General features: G+C 35.4%; 19 protein-coding genes and 2 tRNA genes. 13 read left to right on the top strand and 8 right to left on the bottom strand.

Annotated elements, in window-relative coordinates; all coding sequences use genetic code 11:
- Nucleotides 1–464 precede the first annotated feature (464 nt).
- On the top strand, nucleotides 465–626 hold the full coding sequence (locus tag ACM55I_RS15745) for a hypothetical protein (protein WP_416847787.1): 162 nt from the start codon (nucleotides 465–467) through the stop codon (nucleotides 624–626).
- A gap of 160 nt (nucleotides 627–786) precedes the next feature.
- Here ACM55I_RS15745 and ACM55I_RS15740 read toward each other — a convergent pair.
- From ACM55I_RS15740 to dnaE, 6 genes are all read right to left on the bottom strand, one after another.
- Nucleotides 787–860 (bottom strand) — tRNA-Asp (locus ACM55I_RS15740).
- 170 nt (nucleotides 861–1,030) lie between these two features.
- A tRNA-Asp gene (locus tag ACM55I_RS15735) sits at nucleotides 1,031–1,104 on the bottom strand.
- A gap of 87 nt (nucleotides 1,105–1,191) precedes the next feature.
- Entirely contained in the window at nucleotides 1,192–2,130 is a 939-nt protein-coding gene (locus ACM55I_RS15730; protein ID WP_416847786.1) for a DUF58 domain-containing protein, read from the bottom strand.
- Nucleotides 2,131–2,287: 157 nt separating this feature from the next.
- Nucleotides 2,288–2,605: a thioredoxin gene (gene trxA / locus ACM55I_RS15725; protein ID WP_416847785.1), complete on the bottom strand. Its 318-nt coding sequence runs from the start codon at nucleotides 2,603–2,605 to the stop codon at nucleotides 2,288–2,290.
- A 317-nt stretch (nucleotides 2,606–2,922) separates the two neighbouring features.
- A complete protein-coding gene (locus ACM55I_RS15720; RefSeq protein ID WP_416847784.1) occupies nucleotides 2,923–3,189 on the bottom strand; it encodes a hypothetical protein in 267 nt (88 codons plus the stop codon).
- Nucleotides 3,190–3,648: 459 nt separating this feature from the next.
- Complete coding sequence (gene dnaE, locus ACM55I_RS15715) at nucleotides 3,649–8,193, bottom strand: DNA polymerase III subunit alpha (protein WP_416847783.1); 4,545 nt, start codon at nucleotides 8,191–8,193, stop codon at nucleotides 3,649–3,651.
- A 666-nt stretch (nucleotides 8,194–8,859) separates the two neighbouring features.
- On the opposite strand from dnaE, the gene leuC reads away from it, so the two are divergent.
- The 6 genes from leuC to leuB all read left to right on the top strand — a co-directional run bounded on the left by leuC (nucleotide 8,860) and on the right by leuB (nucleotide 14,991).
- Nucleotides 8,860–10,254, top strand: a complete 1,395-nt coding sequence (gene leuC / locus ACM55I_RS15710; protein WP_416847782.1) for a 3-isopropylmalate dehydratase large subunit — start codon at nucleotides 8,860–8,862, stop codon at nucleotides 10,252–10,254.
- Between the two features lie 188 nt (nucleotides 10,255–10,442).
- Entirely contained in the window at nucleotides 10,443–11,039 is a 597-nt protein-coding gene (gene leuD / locus ACM55I_RS15705) for a 3-isopropylmalate dehydratase small subunit (RefSeq protein ID WP_416841991.1), read from the top strand.
- A gap of 74 nt (nucleotides 11,040–11,113) precedes the next feature.
- Nucleotides 11,114–11,416: an antibiotic biosynthesis monooxygenase family protein gene (locus ACM55I_RS15700; protein ID WP_416847781.1), complete on the top strand. Its 303-nt coding sequence runs from the start codon at nucleotides 11,114–11,116 to the stop codon at nucleotides 11,414–11,416.
- Nucleotides 11,417–11,447: 31 nt separating this feature from the next.
- Entirely contained in the window at nucleotides 11,448–12,239 is a 792-nt protein-coding gene (locus ACM55I_RS15695) for a class I SAM-dependent methyltransferase (protein ID WP_416847779.1), read from the top strand.
- Between the two features lie 129 nt (nucleotides 12,240–12,368).
- A complete protein-coding gene (locus ACM55I_RS15690; protein WP_416847778.1) occupies nucleotides 12,369–13,895 on the top strand; it encodes an alpha-isopropylmalate synthase regulatory domain-containing protein in 1,527 nt (508 codons plus the stop codon).
- 34 nt (nucleotides 13,896–13,929) lie between these two features.
- Entirely contained in the window at nucleotides 13,930–14,991 is a 1,062-nt protein-coding gene (leuB, locus tag ACM55I_RS15685; RefSeq protein WP_416847777.1) for a 3-isopropylmalate dehydrogenase, read from the top strand.
- A 112-nt stretch (nucleotides 14,992–15,103) separates the two neighbouring features.
- On the opposite strand, the gene ACM55I_RS15680 is transcribed toward leuB, so the two are convergent.
- Both ACM55I_RS15680 and ACM55I_RS15675 read right to left on the bottom strand, forming a co-directional pair.
- Nucleotides 15,104–15,466 carry an RNA recognition motif domain-containing protein gene (locus tag ACM55I_RS15680; RefSeq protein WP_035668600.1) on the bottom strand — a complete coding sequence of 121 codons (363 nt, stop codon included), beginning with the start codon at nucleotides 15,464–15,466 and terminating at the stop codon, nucleotides 15,104–15,106.
- Nucleotides 15,467–15,620: 154 nt separating this feature from the next.
- Nucleotides 15,621–16,103 (bottom strand): DUF6252 domain-containing protein, encoded by a 483-nt coding sequence (locus ACM55I_RS15675; RefSeq protein WP_416847776.1) that lies wholly within the window; start codon nucleotides 16,101–16,103, stop codon nucleotides 15,621–15,623.
- Between the two features lie 199 nt (nucleotides 16,104–16,302).
- Here ACM55I_RS15675 and ACM55I_RS15670 point away from each other — a divergent pair, with 199 nt between their 5' ends.
- The 6 genes from ACM55I_RS15670 (at nucleotide 16,303) to ACM55I_RS15645 (ending at nucleotide 21,502) form a co-directional block, all read left to right on the top strand.
- Nucleotides 16,303–16,863: a 30S ribosomal protein S16 gene (locus ACM55I_RS15670; protein ID WP_416847775.1), complete on the top strand. Its 561-nt coding sequence runs from the start codon at nucleotides 16,303–16,305 to the stop codon at nucleotides 16,861–16,863.
- 15 nt (nucleotides 16,864–16,878) lie between these two features.
- A complete protein-coding gene (gene rimM, locus ACM55I_RS15665; RefSeq protein ID WP_416847774.1) occupies nucleotides 16,879–17,403 on the top strand; it encodes a ribosome maturation factor RimM in 525 nt (174 codons plus the stop codon).
- Nucleotides 17,404–17,559: 156 nt separating this feature from the next.
- Nucleotides 17,560–18,267: a tRNA1(Val) (adenine(37)-N6)-methyltransferase gene (locus tag ACM55I_RS15660; RefSeq protein WP_416847772.1), complete on the top strand. Its 708-nt coding sequence runs from the start codon at nucleotides 17,560–17,562 to the stop codon at nucleotides 18,265–18,267.
- A 236-nt stretch (nucleotides 18,268–18,503) separates the two neighbouring features.
- A complete protein-coding gene (locus tag ACM55I_RS15655; protein ID WP_416847771.1) occupies nucleotides 18,504–19,682 on the top strand; it encodes an acyl-CoA dehydrogenase family protein in 1,179 nt (392 codons plus the stop codon).
- 92 nt (nucleotides 19,683–19,774) lie between these two features.
- Nucleotides 19,775–20,557 (top strand): DUF3050 domain-containing protein, encoded by a 783-nt coding sequence (locus ACM55I_RS15650; protein ID WP_416847770.1) that lies wholly within the window; start codon nucleotides 19,775–19,777, stop codon nucleotides 20,555–20,557.
- A gap of 69 nt (nucleotides 20,558–20,626) precedes the next feature.
- Nucleotides 20,627–21,502: an SGNH/GDSL hydrolase family protein gene (locus ACM55I_RS15645; protein WP_416847769.1), complete on the top strand. Its 876-nt coding sequence runs from the start codon at nucleotides 20,627–20,629 to the stop codon at nucleotides 21,500–21,502.
- Nucleotides 21,503–21,504: the final 2 nt, after the last annotated feature.

Here is a 21,504-nt window from a genome sequence, read left to right as displayed (position 1 = left end):
CACAATCATTATAAATAGATAATAAATACTACGTACGCTGTGAAAGCTGCACTCCTATATATAAGCACACAATATTAATATTAATGATGGAGATTTCTACTTCGGCGAAATAACAAAGTCCATGCAATCAGTACCCGCCGTTAGGGATACTAGCGAAAAGCCCGCAGAAAAATGAAATGAAATGAAATGAAATGAAATGAAATGAAATGAAATGAAATGAAATGAAATTTTTAGAGGACTTGCAGAGGATAGCCCGACACATTATGAAAAAAGAGGCAACTACACATTAAGATAATTGCCTCTTTTTTCATAATGAGCAACGCCCAAATGATATTTCTAGTAAGTCATTTTAGCTTCAAACTCCCGCGAACCAATATAACAATCATGAATTAAATTCCAAAGATACTTCTGAATAAGTAATCATCTATTGGATTTACAATAACAACAATGATAAACACATTGCAATGAACAAACTAGCACATTCGCATAGGAATGTGGAAGAATCAGGTTTTAAAAATTTCAATATTCTACTCAATACGATAACTTTTAATTACCAGTCAATCTTAAACTATTTTGACAACAGAAGTACAAATATACATCTGCAGAATCTTTTAACGCCAAAATAAAAGCTTTTAGAAGTCAATTTAGAGGAGTGAGAAAGATTGATTTCTTCTTATTCAGATTATCTAATCTTTTTACCTAATCCCCAACTTTTGCACTTGATCCATTACAAACTTCCTGAAATCAAAAAAGCCTTTCCATTACGAAAGGCTTTCTTAAATCTAGCGGTCTGGACGGGACTCGAACCCGCGACCCCATGCGTGACAGGCATGTATTCTAACCAACTGAACTACCAAACCTGCTTTATTTTTAATCAAAAAAGCTATCCACAAAAGTGGAAAGCTTTTCATTGGTCTAACTACTAAACCCGCTACGAGTTACAAATTCGCAGCAAACAACACAACTAGCTTTAGATACCTTATTGGGGCAAAAAAGCCTTCCAGTTATGAAAGGCTTTCCCCAATATTAGCGGTCTGGACGGGACTCGAACCCGCGACCCCATGCGTGACAGGCATGTATTCTAACCAACTGAACTACCAAACCTGCTGCTTTATTGCGGTGGCAAAGATACAATAGATTTCCGTTTACGCAAGCGTTTTTTGAAAAAATATTTGATAAAAATTCGCCGTATCACCCAAAGTTTTGTTTTTCAACTAAGTATGTCATTAAAAATTTTTCGAAACTTTCATCTACACCTACCGGAATGTACTTTATTCGGTTTTGCGCGCAGGTTAACGCTAGCTTCTTGAAGTAACTTTCTACCTGTTTTTCGTATTCTTCTTTTACATTATCTGCAAAAACTGCTACTTCTTCACCCGATTCTACATCAATAAACTTTCTTGGCGCATTGTCAAAGTCAAAATTCAGCTCCGTTTTGTTATCCACAACATGAAATAAAACCACTTTATGCTTGTTGTGTTTCAAATGTTGCAGCGCATTAAACAGCGCTTCTTCTCCCGATGCGTCAGAACCAGACTGAAACATATCCGTAAATAGTATAATCATCGAACGACGATGGATTTTCTCGGCTATTTGGTGTAAGAATGTAATCGTATCAGTACTTTTTTTTGCCGCAGGTTTTTCGAGCAGCCCTTCGAGTGCGTTCAAAATCATTCTGTGATGGCGATCGCTGCCTTTATCAGGCGCGTAATACTCATATTTGTCCGAAAACACACTTAGTCCCACAGCATCGCGTTGTTTCTTTAAAAGATTCATTAAAACTGCCGAAGCCAAAACCGAGAAGCCAATTTTGTTTTCATAGAATTGCTGACCAACTTTTAATGTAGGATAATGCATTGAAGAGGAATTATCGATGATGATGTGGCAACGTAAATTAGTCTCTTCCTCAAATCGCTTAGTATACAAACGATCCGTTTTGGCAAACAACTTCCAATCGATGTGTTTGGTGCTTTCGCCCACATTATAGACTTTATGTTCCGAAAATTCAGCCGAAAATCCATGAAACGGACTTTTATGCATGCCCGAAATAAAGCCCTCCACAACCTGATTGGCCAGCAATTCAAGATGCTGAAAACTGGAAATTTTCTCTATTTGCGATTCGATCTTCATATCCCAAATATATTAAAAGATTGAACGATTTAAAAATTTTAAAAATAAAACTAAATCGGGAAGTTGAAATAAATTCAGCGCACAAAAAAAAGGCCTGACTTTCGTCAAACCTTTTATCTGAATCCGTACAGATTCTATGTAAATCATAATCTACCGATTACAACAAAGCGTCTAAACTATCTGCGTAGGTTTGTTTCGGAGCAACTCCTACTTGTTTTCCTACTACTTCTCCGTTATGAAAAACCAACACTGTTGGAATATTTCTCACTCCGTATTTTGCAGCAAATTCTTGGTTTGCGTCAACATCAACTTTTCCTACGACTACTTTTCCCTCGTATTCCGCACTCAATTCGTCAATGATTGGTCCAACCATTCTACAAGGCCCACACCATGCTGCCCAAAAATCTACCATTACCGGTTTGTCTGATTTCAAAACTACTTCATCAAAAGTAGCGTCTGTTATTGCTAATGCCATATTTTTTTATTTAAACGTTTAAAGTTTCAATCCTGAGTACAAATTTAGAAATTAAAAACCAATCAAATGCTATTCATAAATTAGTTTTGATTATAAGTGTATTGTCAATTGTTATTTTTAGTAAATGTTAGGAGCTATTTCCTGCTATTCGTTTCAATCTTTTTCAACGTTGTCAGGGTTCAAAACCCTGACAACGTTTAGAAAAAGGATTTCCACTGCTATCAGGGCTAGGGCATTGTGCTCTAATTCAACTTTACGTATTTAAGAACCTTTGTCAAAGTTTTAAACTTTGACAAAGGCGAAAGATTAAAAAGCAATTAAAATTCAAAATTATTTAACTTATCATGACAAAAAATAAAATTATCTAAATCATCAAATAATTCAATAATTTCACTTCTCATAATATTAGTATCCGCTTTAGAAACGATAGCAGTATAAGATGAAAATTTACAGGTTTTGAAATCCATTTTTAGCTCTATTGGATTTTGATGAATATAAATCATCACGTTTCGCAGATACTCTTCTGTTTCAATTTTTTTACGCTTAAACGGCGACTCTAATAATGCTCCGTGACGGTTATTCACTTTATTTTAAGACTGACTGTAGGAGCTTATAAATTTACTTAATTGTTTACTTGCAATTGAACTAAAAGAATGAAGTCCTTGATTTTGCAAAGTTGCGTCAAAGTTCAAAACTTTGGCAAAACTTTTAATCGTACTTTCAGGTTTTATTTTTAAAATGAAATGAAAATGATTTGGCATCAAACAATACCCGTAGACATCATAAACACCTAAAACATATTTTGAAAATTGTTTTAGAAAAAAAATATAATTTTCTTGATTTTCAAAAATTTTATTGCTGTTAATTCCACGATTATAAATGTAATAAAAGCAATCGGGCTCTAAATTTCGAACTCTAATATCCATTTTTTTAATTTTATGGCTTTTAAAAAAGTTTGTGAAAGTTTGAAACTTTTTAACAAATACCTTTTAACGCCTTTGTCAAAGTTCCAAACTTTGACAAAGGTAAAAATTAGCTAAATCTTAATTCAACTTAAAGTTAATCTGCATTTTCTCCAGCTCCACCAGCAATTCATTTGAGATTTTGATTTTCAATTTTCTGCTCGGCATTGTTATTTTAGTTACAACCTTAATTTCTTCTACTTCTTCTAATTTTGCTACAGCATTTGTCTCCGGAATTTCGAGAGCTTCCACTTCAGAATCTTCATTATCATCTACAAAAACTTCTTCATCATTTTCTATTTCAACAGGAGCTACGGTGACCAATCGTTTTGTTTTCTGCAGTTCCATAATTTCAAAAGAAACCGTATTATCTCCTTTATTTTCTTGAAAAAGATGACTTAATTTATGAATAAAGTCCATTTCTAAATCTGATATATTCAGAAGCAAGATTAATTTCTTAGCAAAAATGTCCAACACATCCTGTAATTGTTTGGCCTCTGTAAACTGCATTCTGGGTTCGGATTTTTTTCCAGTTTCTCTATTAACCCATCCGTCTTTAATCAGGATTTTAAAAAAAACAAAATTATTAGGAAGCAAGTATCGATGAAAATTCAGGTACTCTTCATTAAATATTTTAAATTCAAAACTTTCGTCAAAACCTTCTAAGTTAAAAATCGCCCATTCCTTACCATTTTTGGCTATCCGTCTTTGCACATTAGAAACAATACCTCCAAAAGCAAGGGTTTTACCCACGTAAAGCTCCATGTTTTTAAGCATCTCCAATTTCGAATTACAGAAATACTTCATTTCAAATTTAAAATCGTCTAAAGGATGTCCCGAAATATAAATCCCAACAACTTCTTTCTCTTTGGCGAGTTTTTCCATCGTACTCCAATCCTCGCAAGGTGGCACAACAGGTTCTGCGATTTGCACTTCGCTGGTATCGCCAAACAAACTTACTTGCGACGAATTTTCATTTTCTTGAAACTTCGATCCATACCGAATCGCTTTCTCATAAAAGGTAATTCCATCGCCATCATCATGAAAATATTGCGCTCGTGTTGTTCCTAAAAACGAATCAAAACCTCCAGCCAAAACCAGATTCTCCAATGCTTTTTTATTCGCGGCACGCAAATCAATACGTTTGGTCAAATCAAAAATCGATTTATATCTTCCATCTTTTCTATTCTCAACAATCGTAGCCACAGCTCCAGATCCCACACCTTTTACGGCGCCCATTCCAAAACGCACCGCATAATCATCATTTACGGTAAATTTATAAAACGACTCATTCACATCGGGTCCTAGAACCTGTAATCCCATACGCTTGCATTCCTCCATAAAGAACGAAACCTGCTTGATGTCACTCATATTATTAGACAAAACTGCCGCCATATATTCGGCAGGATAATTGGCTTTCAAAAATGCCGTTTGGTATGCAATCCAAGCATAACAAGTCGAGTGCGATTTATTAAACGCATATTCTGCAAATGCTTCCCAGTCTTTCCAAATTTTCTCCAATTTATCTTCGGCGTGGCCTTTGGCGGCAGCCTGACTGATAAATTTAGGTTTCATTTTATCCAAAACGTCTTTTTGCTTTTTCCCCATCGCTTTACGCAAAACGTCGGCATCACCCTTGGAGAAATCCGCCAGTTTTTGAGACAAAAGCATTACTTGTTCTTGGTAAACAGTAATTCCGTACGTATCTTTTAGCAATTCTTCGCAGGCATCCAGGTCATAAATAATTTCCTCTTCGCCATTTTTTCGCTTGACGAAACTCGGGATATAAGCAATCGGTCCCGGACGATACAACGCATTCATCGCTATCAAATCGGGGAAAACCGTCGGCTTCAATTCCTTCATGTATTTCTGCATTCCCGGACTCTCATACTGGAAAATCCCTACCGTTTCTCCACGTTGAAAAAGTTCATAGGTTTTTAAATCATCGATTGGAAATTCATCGGGATTGAGGTCGATTCCAGTTCTGTATTTTACTAATTTGACCGTGTCTTTTATCAGCGTCAGGGTTTTCAAACCCAAAAAGTCCATCTTCAACAAACCGGCACTTTCTACTACCGAATTATCAAATTGCGTCACATACAAATCGGAATCTTTGGCGGTAGCCACAGGAACAAAATTCGTGATATCGCTTGGCGTGATAATCACTCCACAAGCATGAATTCCTGTATTTCTAAGATTTCCTTCTAAAACTTTGGCCTGCTGAATGGTTTCCCCTCCCAAATCACTTTCATTAGCAAGACCTATTAATTCTTTTATTTTATCGTATTCTTCCGGACGAACCGCTTTCTTAATTACATCTTCTTTCTCACTCAAAAAACGTGCTAAATTCCACTTAGACGGCATCATGCCTGGAATCAATTTGGCGATTTTATCGGCTTCGAATAAAGGCAAATCCAACACACGAGCGGTATCTCGAATGGCTGATTTTGTTGCCATTTTACCATACGTGATAATTTGCGCCACTTGTTTCGAACCATATTTTCGGATCACATAATCCATTACGCTGCTGCGTCCTTCGTCATCAAAATCGATATCAATATCGGGAAGTGACACCCGATCGGGATTCAGGAAACGCTCAAAAAGCAGGTTGTACTTTAACGGGTCAATGTTGGTAATCTTCAAACAATACGCCACCACCGATCCCGCCGCAGAACCCCGACCAGGCCCAACAGAAACGCCCATACTTCTCGCCTCGGCAATTAAATCCTGTACAATCAGGAAATATCCCGGATAACCAGAATTCGATATCGTCAATAATTCAAAATCCAGTCGTTCCTGAATTTCTTCGGTGATTTCAGGATATCTTCGATTGGCTCCTTCAAAAGTCAAATGCCTTAAATACGCATTTTCACCTCGTACTCCGCCATCAATTGCATCTTCTGGATTATTAAATTCAACCGGAATTTCAAATTTTGGCAATAAAACTTCCCGAGCCAAATCGAAAATTTCAATTTTATCCACAATCTCCGAAATATTCGAAATCGCTTCCGGCAAATTATTGAAGAGCTGTTTCATTTCGTCTCCCGACTTGAAATAATATTCCTGATTGGGCAATCCATACCGATACCCGCGACCTCGACCTATTGGCGTAGTTTGTTTTTCACCGTCACGCACACAAAGCAAAATATCGTGTGCATTTGAATTTTCTTTATTTATATAAAAAGTATTGTTAGTCGCTATAATTTTGACCTCATGCTTTCTCGCCAATGAAATCAGTGACTCATTTACTCGATTCTCATCTTCCTGATTGTGACGCATCACCTCAATATAAAAATCTTCTTTGAACTCGTTTTTCCACCAAATCAACGCTTCTTCGGCTTGGTTTTCACCAATATTCAAAATCTTATTTGGGATTTCGCCATAGAGATTTCCAGACAAAACAATAATATCTTCTTTGAATTCCTGAATGACTTTCCTGTCGATTCTTGGCACATAATAAAATCCTTCCGTATACGCAATGGAAGACATTTTAGCCAAATTATGATAGCCTTTTTTGGTCTTCGCCAAAAGCACTATTTGATAGCCATTATCTTTTACTTTTTTGTTTTTATGATCTTCACAAACAAAAAATTCGCAACCTACAATCGGTTTCATCGTAACTTCGGTAGGTTCTTCACCATTTGCGACAGCTGCTTTATTCTTGCTTTCAGCTGCTTTATTGTGGTATAAAATGTCTCGAACAAAATGAAAAGCACCCATCAAATTCGCATGATCCGTCATGGCAACCGCAGGCATTTTTTGTTGCGCTGCCGCTTTTACCAATGCCGCAATACTAATGGTCGATTGCAACACCGAAAACTGGGTATGATTGTGCAAATGCACGAAAGGCGTATCAATAAGCACCTTTTTATTCTCAGAAAGTGCTGCTCTGGAAACTGCCGGAGGCTGTTTTTCTCCAAATTGCTGGCGAATTTTATCGGACGCTTCTTTGAGATTAATATGTTTTAACCCAATTAGCTGAATCTCATAAGGATTCTTATTTTGGAAATCTTTAAAATAGCCAATTTCAACATCGAGTTCCTCTTTAGTGAAAACATCACGACGAATTAATTCTAAGAAACAACGCGTAGTTGCCTCCACATCAGCAGTGGCGTTGTGTGCCTCACCAAAAGGTTTATTAAAAAGATACGAGTGTAATTCGGTTAAAGTTGGCAATTTGAATTTACCGCCTCGACCACCCGGCAATCGCAATAAGGAAGCGGTAACTTCAGTGCAGGTATCCAAAATAGGCATCGAACTCATCTGGCTTTCAACGCCCATTCTAAAGAATTCACAACCCATAATATTGATATCAAAACCTAAATTTTGACCCACAATAAATTTGGCTTTGCCTAAAGCGATATTGAATTTTTCTAAAACTTCTGCCAACGAAATTCCATCAGCTTCCGCCAATTCTGTAGAAATGCCGTGAATTCGTTCCGCATCATACGGAATATTAAAACCCTCAGGCTTCACCAAATAATCTTGATGCTCGATGAGTTTTCCCATATCGTCGTGCAACTGCCAAGCGATTTGAATACAACGCGGCCAGTTATCCGTATCTGAAATGGGAGCGCCCCAACGCTTTGGTAATCCTGTAGTTTCGGTATCGAATATTAAGTACATATCTGGAATTGAAGTGTTTGTAATTCTTTAAAATCACAAAAAATGAATTTCAAATTTAGGATTTTTTTAGCTAGAATAACACCTAAATCCGAACAAAAAAATTCAAAATAATCGCTAAGAATCACCCTACGAATTACTCCGTCTTTTAGCACAAAATCACCCAAAAATGCCCCATAAAAAAGAAAAATAAACACGTAATGTCTTTTTTGGATGTCGTAGTATTTTGCCAAAACAAATTGAAATAAAAGCCCAAAAAAATTACTGCATTACTTATGTAAAATGCCAAAAAAAGGCATTCTATAAAAAATAAAACACGAGGTTACTTTTGTTAATTATTACTATTTTAATTCGTTTTGTTGTATTTTTTGAATCAAAAAACCCTCATTTACACCAAAATAGCGATAATTTTGTAAATTATCAAACTGGACCTATTTAAAATAAAAATAGCTTTAAAAAAAAAATTAATATCAAAATAAAAAGACGGCATTCAAACTACAAACCTATAACAGAAGAGGCAAGGTGTTGTAAAAACAGTTTGGGTATCGTATATAATGAAATATTAAAATTGACAACCTTATTTCTTTTTTTAAATTTGTTCCCATTGTTACAACTTTATGCAAATAATTGGGTTGTAAAAGAAGAAATACACTTAAAAAAATATTTAAAATGAGTACTACATTATTTGACAAAGTATGGGATTCGCATGTTGTGCGTAAAATTGAAGATGGACCAGATGTGTTTTTTATTGACCGTCATTTCATCCATGAAGTTACTAGTCCTGTAGCTTTTTTAGGTTTAAAAGAAAGAGGTATTACGGTTTTATACCCAGAACGCACTTTTGCAACTGCCGATCACAATACACCTACAATAAACCAACACTTACCTGTTGAAGATGCCTTATCTGCCAATCAATTAAAAGCATTGGAAGACAACGCTGCAGAATATGGTATTTCTCACTGGGGATTAGGTCACCAAAAAAATGGAATCGTACACGTAGTAGGTCCTGAAAACGGAATTACTTTACCTGGTGCAACTATTGTTTGTGGAGATTCACACACTTCAACACATGGTGCTTTTGGTGCTATTGCTTTTGGCATCGGAACTTCTGAGGTAGAAATGGTCATGGCTACTCAATGTATCATGCAACCGAAACCAAAGAAAATGCGTATCAACGTAAATGGTGAATTGAGCAAAGGTGTGGGACCAAAAGACGTTGCACTTTATATTATTTCTCAATTAACTACTTCTGGAGGTACAGGATATTTCGCAGAATATGCAGGAGATGTTTTTGAAAACATGTCTATGGAAGGTCGTATGACTGTTTGTAACTTAAGTATCGAAATGGGTGCTCGTGGTGGTATGATTGCTCCGGATCAAAAAACATTTGATTTCTTAGAAGGAAGATTATACGCTCCAAAAGGCGAAGCTTGGACAAAAGCAGTTGAATATTGGAAAACGTTAAAAACTGATGCTGATGCTATTTTTGATGCAGAATTAAACATCAATGCTGCAGATATTGAACCAATGATTACGTATGGTACGAATCCTGGAATGGGAATTGGTATATCAAAAAATATTCCTAGTGCCAATCAAGTTGAAGGTGGTGCAGAAACATATAAAAAATCCTTGGCCTACATGGGCTTTGAAGAAAATGACGTAATGATTGGCAAACCAATTGATTTTGTTTTCTTGGGAAGTTGTACCAATGGTAGAATTGAAGATTTTAGAGCTTTTACAGAAATTGTAAAAGGAAGAAAAAAAGCAGATAATGTTACGGCTTGGTTAGTTCCAGGTTCTCACGTAGTGGAAGCTCAGATTAAAGAAGAAGGGCTGTTGGACATTCTTACTGAAGCAGGTTTTGTATTGCGTCAGCCAGGTTGTTCAGCTTGTTTAGCGATGAATGATGACAAAGTACCTGCAGGAAAATATGCAGTAAGTACTTCAAACAGAAACTTCGAAGGTCGTCAAGGTCCAGGTTCAAGAACATTATTGGCAAGTCCAATTATGGCTGCTGCTGCTGCAGTTACTGGAAAACTAACAGACCCTAGAGATTTGTTTTAAAGATTGCTGAATGTAGATTAACGATTTTTGATTTCAGATTTCGCTAGTCCATAAATCACATTTTTTTACAACACACAGTTTACACTATACAATTTAGATTACACAAAATAATATTAACGTTTACGATTCCATTTTGCCTCGCGGTAACTCTAAAATCAGCAATCGTTAATTAAAAATCATAAATCACAATGGCATACGATAAATTTAATATCCTTACGAGTAGTGCAGTACCACTACCAATAGAAAATGTGGATACCGATCAAATTATCCCAGCACGTTTCTTGAAAGCTACCAAACGGGAAGCTTTTGGAGACAACCTTTTCAGAGACTGGAGATACAACGGAGATGATACTCCAAAAGCAGATTTCGTATTGAATGATGCCACTTATAGTGGAAAAATATTAGTAGGAGGAAAAAACTTTGGTTCGGGTTCTTCAAGAGAACACGCAGCTTGGGCAGTTTACGATTACGGATTCCGTGCCGTTGTTTCCAGTTTCTTTGCAGACATCTTCAAAGGGAATTGCTTAAACATTGGTGTTTTGCCCGTACAAGTTAGTCCAGAATTTGCTGAAACAATCTTCAATGCTATTGAAGCTGATCCAAAAACAGAATTGGAAATCAATCTCCCGGAACAAACCATTACTTTAAAAGCAACTGGTCAAAAAGAATCTTTTGATATCTCTGGATACAAAAAAGACAATATGGTTAACGGTTTTGATGATATTGATTATTTACAAAACATCAAAGAAGAAATTGTTGGGTTTGCCAATAAACTTCCTTACTAGAAAATAAATCACATTTAGTTAAGAGACCCGACAGATTTTAAAAAACCTGTCGGGTCTATAAATAAAAATTAGATATGATTTTAGAAGTTGCCATTCTTTATGTAAAAAAAGGAGAAGAATTACTGTTTGAGAAAGATTTTGAAATTGCAGGTCGATATATAAGTTCAATAAACGGATATATTGGACATAGTTTAAGGAAATGCGTCGAACAGGAAAACAAATACATCCTACTTGTTGATTGGGAAAAAATCGAAGATCATGCAATTGGTTTTAGAGAATCTGAGCAGTATTTAGAATGGAAAAAATTATTGCACCATTATTATGATCCTTTCCCGGTTGTGGAGCATTTTGAAACGATATTAGAAAATAAAAAATAATAATTTCTAAGTAGCACAATTTATTTATACTATGGCAATAAACAAACACATTCAAAGAGACCTTCAACAAACCTCAAAAATATTTGACAATAGAAGTCTGGCTAATGACTACAGACATCTGACCCAAATATTGAAATCAGGAATGAACGTTTTGGATGTTGGTTGTGGAACTGGTTCTATCTCGAAAGATATCGCCAAAATTGTTGGAGAAAACGGAAAAGTAACCGGAATTGACAATGCTGAAAACTTTATTTTAAGTGGACAAGAATCGTATAAAAAGTGTACCAATTTACAACTAATTCATATTGATTTATTCGAATATAATTCAGAAGAAAAATATGATTTAATTGTATCAGCAAGAACGTTGCAATGGTTAAGTAATCCAAAAGAAGCTTTGATTAAAATGAAATCAATGTTGAAACCTGATGGTCAAATTTCAATTCTTGATTACAATCATACGAATCTGAATTGGAATCCGTTGCCACCAGAAAGTATGCAAGAGTTTTACAAAACCTTTTTGAAATGGAGACAAGATGCTGGAATGAATAATGAAATTGCAGAAGATTTACCTAATTTATTAGAAGAAGTAGGATTTTATTCTATTGAAAAAATAAATTCAGACGAACATTATAATCAAGAAATACCTGATTATAAATCTAAAATGGGAATTTGGTCAAAAGTAGCGAGTTCAAAACAAATGGTTGAGGAAGGTTATTTAAATAACGAATTGCGATTAAAAGCAATTGAAGAGTACGATAATTGGATTGGAACTTTAGCAATTTCCATGACAATGAAATTAAATGAAGTACGAGGGAATATATAATCACATTCCTTCTCATACATACATTTACAAATAGTGAAAATAAAACATTTCCAATACCTGAATTAGTATTTGCAATTTGTTTTTTAATAATACCAACAGTTTAAACTGTTACAACTTATTTTAATCGATATGATAAAAAGAAAAATTGAAATAATGGATACGACGCTCCGTGATGGTGAACAAACCTCGGGAGTATCATTTTCTGCTGCAGAAAAACTAACCATTGCACAATTGTTACTGGAAGAATTAAATATTGATAGAATTGAAATTGCTTCGGCACGCGTAAGCGAAGGCGAATTTCAAGGGGTAAAAGGCATAATGACTTGGGCAAATGAGAAAGAGTATTCTAACCGAATCGAAGTTTTAACATTTGTTGACGGTGGACTTTCAATAGACTGGATGAAAAAAACTGGAGCTAAAGTCCAGAATTTATTAACCAAAGGATCCCTCAACCATTTAACGCATCAATTAAAGAAAACACCCGAGCAACATTTTACCGAAATTGCTCAAGCCATTGCATTAGCTCAAGAAAATAATATTGAAACCAATGTCTATCTTGAAGATTGGAGTAACGGAATGCGTAATTCACCTGAATATGTATTTCAATATTTAGACTTTTTGACGAAACAACCTATCAAAAGAGTATTACTGCCAGACACTTTAGGCGTATTAATCCCTTCTGAAACTTTTGAATTCATTTCAAAAATTATAGCGCGATACCCAAATACTCATTTTGATTTTCATGCACACAACGACTACGATTTAAGTATCGCTAATGTCATGGAAGCTGTAAAAGCCGGTATTCAAGGACTTCATGTAACGGTAAACGGAATGGGAGAACGTGCCGGAAACGCACCACTTGAAAGCACCGTTGCAGTAATCAACGACTTTTTACCAGAAATAAAAATCAATGTAAAAGAATCTTCATTGTATTCTGTGAGTAAATTGGTAGAAACTTTCACAGGATATAGAATTCCTGCCAACAAACCTATTGTTGGAGACAATGTGTTTACCCAAACAGCAGGTATCCATGCCGATGGAGACAACAAAAATAATTTATATTTTAATGACTTGCTTCCGGAACGCTTTGGAAGAAAAAGAAAATATGCATTAGGAAAAACCTCTGGCAAAGCCAATATTGAAAAAAACCTTCAGGAATTAGGGTTAAAATTAAATCCCGAAGATCTAAAATTAGTTACCCAACGCATCATTGAATTGGGCGACAAAAAAGAAACCGTTACCAAAGAAGACTTACCGTATATTATTTCTGACGTTTTAGACAGCCAGACTTATGAAGAGAAAATTGTAGTGGAATCCTATGTACTGGTTCATGCCAAAGGAATGCGACCTTCTACTACACTCTGTTTAAAAATAGATGGTGAAGTAATCGAAGAGCATGCTCAAGGTGATGGACAATTTGATGCTTTTATGAATGCTTTAGCAAAAATTTATAAAAGTAAAAAAATGGAATTGCCAAAATTAATTGACTATGCTGTGCGAATTCCGCCAGGAAGTAGCTCTGATGCACTATGCGAAACCATAATTACATGGACTAATCATGGAAAAGAATTTAAAACAAGAGGATTAGATTCAGACCAAACAGTTGCCGCAATCATTGCTACACAAAAGATGCTGAATGTGGTTACAGCCCAATAACAAATAAAAAAAATACTAATATAAAACTTACCTAATGAAATTTAACATAGCTCTTTTAGCCGGAGACGGAATTGGACCAGAAGTAATCAATGAAGCAGTAAAAGTTTCTGATGCTATTGCAAAAAAATTTAACCACGAAATCAATTGGACTCCAGCTCTTACAGGAGCTTGTGCCATTGATGCCGTTGGAGTTCCTTATCCTGATGAAACGCATGAAATTTGTATGGCTGCCGATGCAGTTCTATTCGGAGCCATTGGCCACCCAAAATACGATAATGACCCAAGTGCTCCTGTTAGACCAGAACAAGGTTTATTGTTAATGCGCAAAAAATTAGGTTTGTTTGCTAATGTCCGTCCTACATTTACTTTCCCATCTTTGATTGATAACTCTCCTTTAAAAAGAGAACGCATCGAAGGAACTGACTTAATTTTCCTTAGAGAACTTACTGGAGGAATTTATTTTGGTGAAAAAGGAAGAAAAGATGATGGCGAAACTGCTTTTGATACTTGTACATACACCAGAGCTGAAGTAAAACGTTTAGCAAAAAAAGGTTTTGAACTTGCCATGACACGTTCAAAAAAATTATGTTGTGTTGATAAAGCAAACGTATTGGAAACTTCTCGTTTATGGAGAGAAACAGTACAAGCTATGGAAAAAGAATATCCTGAAGTAACTGTAAGTTATGAATTTGTGGATGCTGTAGCGATGCGTTTAGTTCAATGGCCAAACTCTTATGACGTATTGATTACTGAAAACTTATTTGGAGATATATTAACGGATGAAGCTTCTGTAATTTCAGGTTCTATGGGATTAATGCCATCAGCATCAGTAGGAGAACATACTTCATTGTACGAACCTATTCATGGTTCTTATCCACAAGCGACAGGATTGAATATTGCCAATCCATTAGCGACAGTATTATCTGCAGCAATGATGTTTGAAGATGCATTTGGATTAAAAGAAGAAGCAGAAGCGATTAGAGCAGTAGTGAACAAGTCATTGGAGCAAGGAATTGTAACAGAAGATTTAGCTAGAAAAGAGGCAAAAGCGTATAAAACTAGTGAAGTTGGTGACTGGTTAGTTGCAAATTTGTAAAAACAATTAATTCTGTAGAGATGCACAGCAAAGTGCATCTCTACAGAATTATATACCAAACAAAAAAGGTGTCAATAAATTGACACCTTTTTTTATATTGTAGAAAAAAATATTAATATCCTCCTCTGTTTCCACCACCACGGTTATCTCCACCACGGCTGTTTCCACCACCATAACCACCGCGTGAATCTCCACCACGACTGTTATTGTTAAAACTTCTTCTTTCACCTTCTGGTTTTGGCTCAGATTTGTTTACTACAATTGCACGTCCCTGAACAGTAGCTCCGTTCAATTCATCAATTGCTTTTTGAGCTTCGTCATCATTTGTCATTTCAACAAAACCGAATCCTTTACTTCTACCAGTAAATTTATCAGTGATGATTTTAACTGAATCAACTGCTCCGTAAGCCTCGAAAGACTCTCTTAAATCTGCTTCCTCAATACTGAATGGAAGACTTCCAACAAAAATATTCATATGTACTTATTTAAATAATAGAACAAATGTACTCTTATTTTATTCTAATCTACTATATATTAGCTTATTTATGATTTTTATTTTAATCCCAGAAAGAATAACGCTATCATAAAGCACCTAAGTAAAGTCTCTTAAGAACACAACATACCCTAGTTTATTGAACAGGGGAACTTACAGGAACTTTATAAAAAACGCCTTGTTGGAAATTTACTGAGGGGCCCGCTAAAGGATTATTGTAGGTGTTTTCTGCGTTAAATTTAAAAATACCCGTAACCGTTTTATTTATAGCATCATATTCAGTTATTACAATTTGACCATCTCCAATACCAAATCCAGTAGAAAAAGTAATCAAACTACCCGTAGCATCCGTAATAGTATACGTCACTTTTTTTGATTCACTGGTTCCTAAAAAATAGGTTTGAGCTTTTGTAGCAGTAGTTTTCAAAGACAAAGTCTCATTACTGGTGTAGGCTTGAATAAGCAAAGATCCATCTGCAGCGATAGTTGCTTTAGATTCTACTGCCCTCCAAAACACATTGTCCTTTAGACCTTGCAGTGAAGGATTATTAAACCGAACATCTTCCTGACAAGAAATTAAAGAAAAAAGCACGACAATAAGTAGAAAATATTTTTTCATAAATGCATCTTTTAAACAAACAAAAGTATGATAATATAGCTAAAAAAAATAAAGTAGACACAAAAAATACCGATCAAATCCTCTCTAATACATTACCATTCATTAAAATACTATTCGAATTAGCATTTATAAATAAAAAATGTATCTTTGCACCCTTAATTAATCGAGGTCGAGTACCTCAAAATTTAATCACAGGATTATGTCAGTAAAAATTAGATTACAAAGACACGGTAAAAAAGGAAAACCTTTTTACTGGGTTGTAGCAGCAGATGCTCGCTCAAAAAGAGATGGTAAATACTTAGAAAAAATCGGTACTTACAATCCAAACACAAACCCAGCAACTATCGACTTGAACCTTGATAGCGCAGTAAAATGGTTGCACAATGGTGCTCAACCAACTGATACTGCTAAAGCAATTCTTTCTTACAAAGGAGCTTTATTGAAACATCACCTTGATGGTGGTATCCGTAAAGGAGCTTTAACTCAAGAACAAGCTGATGCAAAATTAACTACTTGGTTAGAAGCAAAATCTGGAAAAGTTGATGCTAAAAAAGAAGGTTTAACAAAAGCACAAGCTGATGTTAAAGCTAAAGCTTTCAAAGCAGAACAAGATGTTAATGCTAAACGTTTAGCTGCAGCTGCTCAAGCAGAAGCTGACGCTATCGCTGCTGCAACTCCAGCTGTTGAAGAAGAAGTTACTGAAGTTGAAGCTGAAGAAGCTCCTGCTGCAGAAGAAAATAACGAAACAACTGAAGCATAATTTTAGAAGGCGAACATGCGTAAAGAAGATTGTTTCTATTTAGGTAAAATCGCTAAAAAATTTAGTTTCAAAGGGGAAGTTCTTGCCTATTTAGATACGGACGAACCTGAGTTATACGAAAACCTGGAATCAGTGTTTGTTGAATGCAACAAACATTTGGTTCCATTTTTTATTGAAAATAGTTCACTACACAAAAACGACTTTCTTAGAATTCGTTTTGAAGATATGAACACCGAAGAAGATGCTGATGCTATCATAGGCAACGCCATTTATCTTCCCTTGAATATGTTGCCAAAACTTACCGGCAATAAATTTTACTTCCACGAAGTAATTGGTTTCGAAGTGGAAGACAAACGCTTAGGCGTTGTTGGAAAAATTCAATCCGTAAATGATACTAGCGCCCAACCTCTTTTTGAAGTTTTAAACGGTGATGTAGAAATCCTCATTCCTATGATTGATCATTTTCTTGTAAAAATTGATAGAGAAAATAAAAAAGTCATTATGGATTTACCTGAAGGATTAATCGAAATGTACCTTTAAAAAATTCAATCGGCTATTTGTTTATTCGGTTAATCGATAAAATCAAAGACTTCATTTTACTATACTATTTATTGAAATCCAGTAAATCCGCATTTACAAAAAATCCGAAATGCTTCGCCAGTTCGTTATCGCTCGGGTCAAAAATCTAAAATCATCATGTTTTCATTCAAGCAATTTACAATCCAACAAGATCGTTGTGCCATGAAAATTGGGACCGACGGTGTTTTACTTGGCGCTTGGACACCAATTGATAACAATCCATTTAGCATTTTAGATATTGGAGCCGGAACTGGAATTATCGCTTTAATGCTTGCCCAAAGAAGCAATGCAGAACAAATTGACGCTTTGGAAATAGACGAAGAAGCGTACGAACAATCCGTAGACAATTTTGAAAACTCCTCTTGGAGTGATCGTTTATTTTGTTTTCACGCCGGGTTGGATGAATTTGTGGAAGAGCCAGAAGATGAATATGATTTAATTGTTTCCAATCCTCCATTTTATACGGAAGATTACAAATCCGAGAACGAACAACGCGACTTAGCCCGTTTTACTGACGCGTTGCCTTTTGAAGATTTAATTGAAGCGGCCGCTTTGCTACTTTCTGAGAACGGTATTTTCTCTGTCATAATTCCTTTTAAAGAAGAAAATCTTTTTTTGGCTCTTGCCAAAGAATATGAATTACATCCTTTGAAAATCACCCGGGTAAAAGGAACACCAACTACCGAGATCAAGCGCAGTCTATTGGCTTTTAGCCGAAATGAAAATGCTATCCTTACTATTGATGAATTAATTATTGAAACTTCAAGACATCAATACACACCCGAATATATCGAATTGACAAAAGATTTTTACTTGAAAATGTAATTTGGAATTTTATCCAAATATGTCAACTCCCTTATTTAAAATAAATTTCGAACGGCAATTAGCAATTTTATTGTAAATTAGTAGTCATTGATTTTTTAATTAAAATCATGCTATAACAAACACCTTATTTGATTGTAAAATTTTGTTGTTTTCAATAAAATTAAAAAAATATAACATTTATTAATACTTTTGTTATATTTCTTTATGTAAATTTGTCGCATAAAAATTACCAAACCATGAAACCAGACTTATTTCAAGCTCCAGATTATTATAACCTAGACGATCTACTAACCGAAGAACACAAATTAGTCCGTGATTCTGCACGTGCTTGGGTAAAACGTGAAGTCTCTCCTATTATAGAAGAATATGCTCAAAAGGCTGAATTCCCAAAACAAATTATAAAAGGTTTGGGTGAAATTGGTGGTTTTGGCCCTTACATACCTGAAGAATATGGTGGCGCAGGTCTAGACCAAATTTCGTATGGTTTAATCATGCAAGAAATTGAACGTGGAGATTCTGGTGTTCGTTCTACTTCATCCGTACAATCTTCTTTAGTGATGTATCCTATTTGGAAATACGGAAACGAAGAACAACGTATGAAATACTTACCAAAACTGGCCACTGGTGAATTCATGGGCTGTTTTGGACTGACGGAACCTAATTATGGTTCTGACCCAGGAAGTATGATTACGAACTTTAAAGATATGGGAGATCATTACCTATTGAATGGTGCCAAAATGTGGATTTCGAATGCTCCTTTTGCAGATATTGCCATTGTTTGGGCAAAAAATGAAGAAGGAAGAATTCACGGTTTAATTGTGGAAAGAGGAATGGACGGTTTTACCACTCCGGAAACACATAACAAATGGTCCCTTCGTGCCTCTTCAACAGGAGAGTTGATTTTTGATAATGTTAAAGTACCAAAAGAAAATTTATTGCCAAATAAATCTGGATTAGGAGCACCACTTGGTTGTCTTGATTCAGCACGTTACGGAATTGCTTGGGGAGCCATTGGTGCCGCAATGGACTGTTATGATACGGCGTTGCGTTATGCCAAAGAAAGAATCCAGTTTGACAAACCTATTGCAGGAACTCAATTGCAGCAAAAGAAATTAGCTGAAATGATCACTGAAATCACCAAAGCACAACTATTGACTTGGAGATTAGGTGTTTTGAGAAATGAAGGCAGAGCAACAACAGCTCAAATCTCTATGGCCAAAAGAAATAATGTAGACATGGCGATTCACATTGCACGCGAAGCCAGACAAATGCTCGGCGGTATGGGAATTACCGGTGAATATTCCATTATGCGTCATATGATGAATCTGGAATCCGTAATTACGTATGAAGGAACGCATGATATTCACTTGCTAATCACAGGAATGGATATTACCGGAATTTCAGCTTTCAAATAGTATCAATTTACTATTAAAGTATTTATAAAATTGATGGCAAAAGCTTCTTGGAGACAAGAAGCTTTTTTATATTTACATAAAAAATACCACCAATGAATATTGAAACTATCAACAATAGCATTCAGCCACAAAAAGAACTATTATTACAACATTCCTTATACAAAAAAGTAAAAACCATTGAAGATTTGCAGTGTTTTGTTGAGAGTCACGTATATGCCGTTTGGGATTTTATGTCATTATTAAAAGCATTACAATCCAAATTAACCTGTACAACTACACCTTGGTTCGCCACAGAAAATCCAGAAACCAGATATCTCATTAACGAAATAGTTCTTGCTGAAGAATCAGATTTAACTATTGATGGTCGTCGTCAAAGTCATTACGAAATGTACATTGAGGCAATGAAAGACTGTGGAGCAAACACAGCAGGAATTGAACAATTTTTATTAGAAGTAAATTCGCTTAAAAATATATTTGTTGCTATCAAAAAAAGCAATTTACACCCTAATATCAAAGCATTTTTAGATTTTACTTTCAGAGTTATTGAAGAAGGAAAATCTCATGAAATAGCTGCTGCTTTTACTTTTGGAAGAGAAGATTTGATTCCAAGTATGTTTACCGCAATTTTAAAAAACTTTCAAGCTAATTTTCCTCAAAAAGATTTGAGCAAGCTAATTTATTATTTCGAACGACATATAGAATTAGATGCTGATGATCATGGACCTATGGCGATGAAAATGATAACAGAACTTTGTGGAACTGATGCACAAAAATGGTCAGATGTAGAAGAAATTTCGATATTAGCTTTAGAAAAACGCATCGGACTTTGGGATGCCATCGAAGAAACCATAATGATGAATGTGGAATTAGCTTAAACGCAAAACCAATACCATCAAATAAACGTAACTATTATTTAGAAATGACCTATTCCAAATTTCAAAATAATGAAAAACCAATTCAAAATAATAGTTGCGTTCTTTTTACTCCTTTTTATAGTGGGCTGCAGCAGTGAAAATCCAGTTCCTAGAACAACTTCTGAGCCAATAGTTTCAAATCCTACAACTAGCACTAATCCTGCAGTGATAACTGTCCCACAAACACAAAATCAAACCTTTAGTTATTTGGCCCTTGGGGACAGTTATACAATTGGGCAAAGTGTATGTGAACCCTGTAGATTTCCGGAACAACTCAAGAAAAGCCTGAGTAATTTAAATCCAAACAACAACTATCCTTTACAACTTATTGCGCAAACTGGCTGGACAACCACAAACTTAATTTCGGCAATTGATTTACAAAATCCAGCATCAGATTATGATTTGGTCACGTTATTAATTGGCGTAAATAACCAATATCAAAACAGATCTTTTTCGTTATACGAGAAAGAGTTTCCTGAATTAGTGACTAAAGCTATTGCTCTTGCAAAAGGGGATAAGGCTAATGTCATTGTAGTTTCTATTCCAGATTACGCCTATACTCCTTATGGACAAGGATCAGGAATTCAATCGAAAATTTCCATGGAAATTGATATGTATAATGCTTTTGCAAAAAAGTATTGCACCGACAACGCTATTGAATTTATAAACATTACTGATATCACCAGACAAGGTTTAACTAACACGAATCTTGTTGCTCAAGATGGATTGCATCCTTCGGAATTAGCGTATTCATTATTTGTAGAACGAATTTTACCAAAAGCAGCCACAGCAATGTCCCGTCCTGAAATAGCGATACACAAAAAAGATCGTTATGGAAGAAAACATAAATTATGTAAAACGCACCCAACGCGATTACAGTATGTCTTTAAAGCTTCAAATTGTTAGAG

Source organism: Flavobacterium algoris (assembly GCF_048158525.1).
GTDB lineage: Bacteria > Bacteroidota > Bacteroidia > Flavobacteriales > Flavobacteriaceae > Flavobacterium > Flavobacterium algoris.
The sequence above is the reverse complement of the archived record's forward strand: the minus strand, read 5'-3'. Positions and strand labels throughout refer to the sequence as shown.

What these genes read in the sequence shown, in the direction of transcription:
- ACM55I_RS15650 (WP_416847770.1), top strand. Translation starts at nt 19,775, where the DNA reads ATGAATATTGAAACTATCAACAATAGCATTCAGCCACAAAAAGAACTA.
- ACM55I_RS15680 (WP_035668600.1), bottom strand. Translation starts at nt 15,466, where the DNA reads ATGAATATTTTTGTTGGAAGTCTTCCATTCAGTATTGAGGAAGCAGAT.
- ACM55I_RS15645 (WP_416847769.1), top strand. Translation starts at nt 20,627, where the DNA reads ATGAAAAACCAATTCAAAATAATAGTTGCGTTCTTTTTACTCCTTTTT.
- ACM55I_RS15690 (WP_416847778.1), top strand. Translation starts at nt 12,369, where the DNA reads ATGATAAAAAGAAAAATTGAAATAATGGATACGACGCTCCGTGATGGT.
- ACM55I_RS15655 (WP_416847771.1), top strand. Translation starts at nt 18,504, where the DNA reads ATGAAACCAGACTTATTTCAAGCTCCAGATTATTATAACCTAGACGAT.
- ACM55I_RS15700 (WP_416847781.1), top strand. Translation starts at nt 11,114, where the DNA reads ATGATTTTAGAAGTTGCCATTCTTTATGTAAAAAAAGGAGAAGAATTA.
- ACM55I_RS15695 (WP_416847779.1), top strand. Translation starts at nt 11,448, where the DNA reads ATGGCAATAAACAAACACATTCAAAGAGACCTTCAACAAACCTCAAAA.
- dnaE (WP_416847783.1), bottom strand. Translation starts at nt 8,193, where the DNA reads ATGTACTTAATATTCGATACCGAAACTACAGGATTACCAAAGCGTTGG.
- leuC (WP_416847782.1), top strand. Translation starts at nt 8,860, where the DNA reads ATGAGTACTACATTATTTGACAAAGTATGGGATTCGCATGTTGTGCGT.
- ACM55I_RS15670 (WP_416847775.1), top strand. Translation starts at nt 16,303, where the DNA reads ATGTCAGTAAAAATTAGATTACAAAGACACGGTAAAAAAGGAAAACCT.
- rimM (WP_416847774.1), top strand. Translation starts at nt 16,879, where the DNA reads ATGCGTAAAGAAGATTGTTTCTATTTAGGTAAAATCGCTAAAAAATTT.
- ACM55I_RS15675 (WP_416847776.1), bottom strand. Translation starts at nt 16,103, where the DNA reads ATGAAAAAATATTTTCTACTTATTGTCGTGCTTTTTTCTTTAATTTCT.
- ACM55I_RS15660 (WP_416847772.1), top strand. Translation starts at nt 17,560, where the DNA reads ATGTTTTCATTCAAGCAATTTACAATCCAACAAGATCGTTGTGCCATG.
- ACM55I_RS15730 (WP_416847786.1), bottom strand. Translation starts at nt 2,130, where the DNA reads ATGAAGATCGAATCGCAAATAGAGAAAATTTCCAGTTTTCAGCATCTT.
- leuB (WP_416847777.1), top strand. Translation starts at nt 13,930, where the DNA reads ATGAAATTTAACATAGCTCTTTTAGCCGGAGACGGAATTGGACCAGAA.
- leuD (WP_416841991.1), top strand. Translation starts at nt 10,443, where the DNA reads ATGGCATACGATAAATTTAATATCCTTACGAGTAGTGCAGTACCACTA.
- trxA (WP_416847785.1), bottom strand. Translation starts at nt 2,605, where the DNA reads ATGGCATTAGCAATAACAGACGCTACTTTTGATGAAGTAGTTTTGAAA.
- ACM55I_RS15745 (WP_416847787.1), top strand. Translation starts at nt 465, where the DNA reads ATGAACAAACTAGCACATTCGCATAGGAATGTGGAAGAATCAGGTTTT.